This is a genomic window from Albidovulum sp. (genome assembly GCF_049646345.1).
In the GTDB taxonomy this organism is placed as follows: Bacteria; Pseudomonadota; Alphaproteobacteria; order Rhodobacterales; family Rhodobacteraceae; genus Albidovulum.
Map to the genome: position 1 here is coordinate 1 of NZ_JBARVQ010000545.1, position 4,710 is coordinate 4,710.

Here is a 4,710-nt window from a genome sequence, read left to right on the forward strand (position 1 = left end):
GTGCCGCCACGGCGAGCGCCAGAAGGATCACCACAATCCCTGGCCAGCGGACCCGCGCTGCCGGGTCGGGCGGCGGCATCTTCCGCAACTCGCGCAAGAAAAGATAGAGCGAGACGAGCGGGATCAGAGGGCCATGGCTGTATTCGGCGGTAGACCAAGCCTGTGCCAGCGACACAAAGCCGATCCAGAACAGTGGCACGGACGCCGCCAGAAGCGCTGCGAACAGGCCAAACCCCGCGGGGCTGAAAGCGAGCGAGGGTTGACGCAATCTGTCGTCCGGGCGTGTCGAATGCGTCATGATTGTTCCGGTGTCACTTTGATCGGATGCCAAACTACCGCAACGGCGCCGCAATGACGACGGGCATTGCGGCTTTGTCGATCAGATAACCGTCAACAGCATGTTCCGGATGCAGTTTGGACAACACTTCGCCACCTGTGCCCGAATTGGCCTAGGGTCTGAAACTGAACGTCCGGTCCAGCGTCAGAAAGACCGAATTCGATTCCGCATCGCCCGTCGCCGATGTATCCGACCGACGTCTGAGCGTGACACCACCTGTCAGGTCCCAATCCTGGGTCAGCGCGCGGGAGTAGGACGCAGTCAATGTAGTGCGGTCAACCGTCGGTACAGCAGACAGGTCATCGGCGGATTCCGAACGGCCGTAATTCATCGCGAAATTCAGGTTGGAGATTGCGTCGATCTGATAGCCATAGCCGACGGCAACCCGGGTATCGATGATCTCTTCACTGTTGTTGTTGGTCGATACGTCCCGCTTGAGCGACAGGCTGAGATTGCTCGATGCCAACGCATAGGAATAGGTGATGGCGGCGTTGCTGCCGGTATTGCCAGACGGTGTCTCGGTCACGCCGAGTGAGGCCGAGAGGTTGCCGCGTGGCAATTGCAGGTCGCGGCCGAACCGCAGGGCTTTGCGCGTGCCGTTCTGGTTCACGGTGGCATCGTATGAAGCAAAGACCGACCCGTTCGAGAGTGTCCTGGTCAGCTTCAGCTGACTGTTGGTGCCGCTGGTTTGTCTGGTGCCGACTGTATCGATCGTGTCGACCTCGGTCCGACCGAGCTGGGCACCGAGAATCCAGACCTGGTTGATGTCCTGCGTAATCCCGATCGAATAATCTGTGGTTTCACGATCGGTCTGAACCGAATCGTCAGCGCGGTAGCGTCTGAGCCCCGCATTGAACCGCATGACAGTAACGGGCGAAAGCTTTGCCGAGACGGTCGCATCTATGCTGTTGGTTTCCGTGTCAAACAACCGGCTGTTGAGAATCGACAGATCCTCATACTGCTTTTCGGCATGTGATCCGGTGATCCTGAAACCCAAGGGCGCGTTGATGCCGGTTTCATAGCTTATGGCAGCGTTGCGCGTTGTCACAGTGCCGCCGCCCGCGAACAGGCCCGTGCCGTCGAGAATTTGCTCTTCCTGCTCGACCTGGAACGGGTCAAGGAATTCCCGGTCCGAGCGGCGGTAGCGCGCATCGGCCGTCAGACGGCTGTTCGAGTTCTCAATCTTGTAGTTGAACTGCAAGCGCGGATCTTCAAAACCCGAGACGGTACGCCCGGGAATGTTGGCATAGCGCAGAACGCCCGCACCGGTGAGCCGGATCTCTTGCGATGCCGTGATGCTGGTCAGCCCAAAGCTGAGCGTATTGTCGAAAATTGTTGTTGTGCCGCCGGAATTTGGCTGCAGTTCGAAATTGTCATCGACCGTGACTTTCGAATTGATACCAAAATCCATCTGCAATCCGCCAGCAACAGGAGTGCCCCCTTGTTGAGGGAGCACGCTTGTCGGCCAGATTGTGGATAGCGCCGCGATTACCGCGATCTTTTTACTGCTCGTCCCCACCTTGTCCGCCTTGTTTGGTTAACAGGTCATTCAAAAAGCCGTCGTTCGGGCACAACGATCACATCGCCTTCCCGCAGCACGATCACCGGTGATCTAGCACCATTCTGGACCGCTTTGTAGTTGAACTTGTAGACCGTCTCGGTCCCGGTTTTCTTGTCCGCACGACGAAGCTGGATACGCTTCGTTGCAGCAAACTTGGTCATGCCCCCGGATTCCGCAAGGAACTGAAGCAGCGTTGTTCCGGACTGCACATCAAGACGTCCGGGCGTGTTGACCTCGCCCACCGCGTAGACAGCGACAGTGCCATAGGGCCGGACATTGGCTGCGGCGGCCTGCGCGGCAGCGTTGTTGACCGCCTGGGTCACGGGGTTAAGCTGCCCGACGGTCAGAAACACCGTCGGTGCGGCAGCGAAGTTCGGCGCAAGGGCCGATGAAATGTTGCTGCGCAGGCTGTCGATGCTTTTGCCAGAGGCCCGGACAGTGCCGACAAGCGGCAGGCTGACATTGCCGTCCGGAAGGACCAGCAGGCTTCTGTTCAGGCTCGGATCCTCCAGAACCTCCATTTGCAGAACGTCGCCGGTCTGGATGCGATATCCGCTTTGGGCAAGCACTGCCGGAGCAAGAAGAACGGCCAGCAACAGGCCTAGAAAAGTTCTGAACATGGTGACACCCAAGAATTCCCGATTCTGTATAAGAGTACGGCTGATTGGCGCGAAATCAAACTGTTAACTTGGAAAGCTCAGGCAACATCACCGACTGGAGTGCCGTGAAGTGCCCGCTTGGCAACAGTCGTGCTATCAGTTTCCAACCGTTACGCCCTCTGCCTCAAGCCGCTCGGTCTCCTGCCGTGCTTTCACGGCGAAATCCCTTTCGTCGTCGGCTTTCAGAAGCGACAGTGCCTTGTGAAAGCGTTCGAGGGCGTCTGTCCGGCGATCCTGGGCCAGATAGGCTTCGGCCAGGTGGTATTGCACGACAGGATCGTCAGTAAGAGTAGCGGCGGCCTTTTCCAGGTTGCGAATGGCCTCGTCTTGATTGCCGCGCAGATGGGCGATCCAGCCATAGGTGTCCTGAAAGGGCGCGACCGTGCTGTCGCGCAGGCGGCGGGCGATCACTTCGGCGCGGGCGATGCTGTCAGGATCGCTGCGGTGATTTGACAGAAGGCTGGCGAGGTTGTTGGCGATGACGGGGTTGGCGCTGTTGGCCTTGTACATGGCCTCATAGATCGCGATTGCGCCTTCGATATTCCCGGATTTTTCCAGTAGACCCGCCTTGGCCCATTTCAAGTCATCGGAATCTGGAAATGATTCCAATGCTGTGTCCAAAAGTGTCTCGGCTTCGGCCAGGCGCGATTCGTCGGCTGCGACAATCCGAAGAAGCGCCATCCACCCGGGCAGAAGTCGGGGGCTCTGTTCCACGAGATCACGCAACACGGTTTCGGCGCCTTCCGCGTCACCGGTGAGGTTTCGCACAGAGGCGTCGATAAAACGCAGGTCGGGGTTTTCGGGATCTGTCGCCAGCAGGCTCTGGGAATATGACCGCGCCTTTTCCGTATCGCCGGTATCGAGATGTGTTCGCAGGATCGCGATCTTTGCCGCCAGACCGGCATCACCCTGATCGACCAGCCCCTGAAGATATCTGACGGCCTGATCGGTGTTGTCCTGACCAGAAATCACAGCGGTGCGGATGGTTTGTGCGGCCGACTGTGCAGAGGTGTCATCCAGCCCCTCAAGCGCGCTTGCAACGGATGCCGCACGGGGCCAGTCCTGAACGCGGATGTAGATTTCCCCCAATGCCATCAAAAGGCGGGTGTTTCCGGGTGCGATCCGGAGGGCGTCAATCAGGACGGCTTCAGCCGGGATGAGCTTGTCTTCATTGGCGAGGAGCTGGGCGTAACGAAGTGATTCGGCCGGAGCGCGGTTGGAGGCGGCCGTCGCGCGGGAAAGGCTTTCGCGCATCAGCTCGCGATTGCCATCGCGTTCATAGGCCTGTGCCATGAGGGTCAGGATTTGTGCGTCACGCGGGCTTTGATCGATGGCGCGGCGCAGAATAGAAATCGCCTCGCCTACGGAATCGTCAAGAATTAACCAACCGGCCTTGAGCTTGAGTGCCTCTGTATCGCCCGGATCCTCGCTCAGGACGTCTTCCACCAGCGCATTGGCCTCGGTCGTGTTGCCGGTGATGCTCAGCATCTGGGCAAGGCCGATCTTGTTGTGGCGGGTTTCTTCGGATGCGGGCGCGTTTTTCAGGAGGTCGCGCATTTCGGCGATCGCGTCGTCGCGTCGTCCGAGGTTGAAAATGAAGCTGGCCCGGGTTGAACGATAGGCGGGCGCATCCTGGCCTGTTGATATCACGCGGTCCAGTTCGGCAACCGCCACATCGGCCCCCCGCTGTTCGGCAAGGAAGCGGACCAGATTCAGAACCTCGGTCTGGTCCGGCGTATCCGAGGATACCCGCTGTCTGAGGAAGGTTTCGGCCTTGTCGAATTCCTTGCGCGCAGCATACCAGCGCACGAGCGTTGTTTGCATTTCGGGTGCATCGGAAAAGCGGTCCACCATATCGAGGAGGCTTGCCTCAACGCCCGCGTCATCGCCCTGCGCGGCGAGAACCGTCAGGCGCTGGGCGCGCAGCGAACGGTCATCGGGCAGCAGCACCAAAGCCGCGTCGAGTTCTCTCAGCGCATCCTGATAGTCCTGCGCCCTCATATGGTCGTCGATCGCGACTCGACGCAGGAGCATGTTGTCCGGCAGGCTTGCACGCAGATCCTGCGCCTCTGCCGCTGCCTTCAACAGGCCTGACACGTCGTCGCCATCAATGGCGCGGCCGTAATCCGCGGCAATGCGGATCGCCTTCAGCC

At 59.4% G+C, this 4,710-nt stretch carries 4 protein-coding genes; all 4 read right to left on the reverse strand.

The features are described from left to right. Positions 1 to 298, reverse strand: a 298-nt coding sequence (locus tag WBB85_RS14065) for an archaeosortase/exosortase family protein (RefSeq protein ID WP_432639236.1), incomplete at its 3' end; no start/stop codon positions are given. A gap of 151 nt (positions 299 to 449) precedes the next feature. After that, on the reverse strand, positions 450 to 1,748 hold the full coding sequence (locus WBB85_RS14070) for a hypothetical protein (RefSeq protein WP_432639237.1): 1,299 nt from the start codon (positions 1,746 to 1,748) through the stop codon (positions 450 to 452). A gap of 134 nt (positions 1,749 to 1,882) precedes the next feature. Then, positions 1,883 to 2,518 carry a polysaccharide biosynthesis/export family protein gene (locus tag WBB85_RS14075; protein WP_432639238.1) on the reverse strand — a complete coding sequence of 212 codons (636 nt, stop codon included), beginning with the start codon at positions 2,516 to 2,518 and terminating at the stop codon, positions 1,883 to 1,885. A gap of 135 nt (positions 2,519 to 2,653) precedes the next feature. After that, positions 2,654 to 4,710, reverse strand: a 2,057-nt coding sequence (locus WBB85_RS14080) for a tetratricopeptide repeat protein (protein WP_432639239.1), incomplete at its 5' end; no start/stop codon positions are given.

What these genes read in the sequence shown, in the direction of transcription:
- WBB85_RS14070 (WP_432639237.1), bottom strand. Translation starts at nt 1,748, where the DNA reads ATGGATTTTGGTATCAATTCGAAAGTCACGGTCGATGACAATTTCGAA.
- WBB85_RS14075 (WP_432639238.1), bottom strand. Translation starts at nt 2,518, where the DNA reads ATGTTCAGAACTTTTCTAGGCCTGTTGCTGGCCGTTCTTCTTGCTCCG.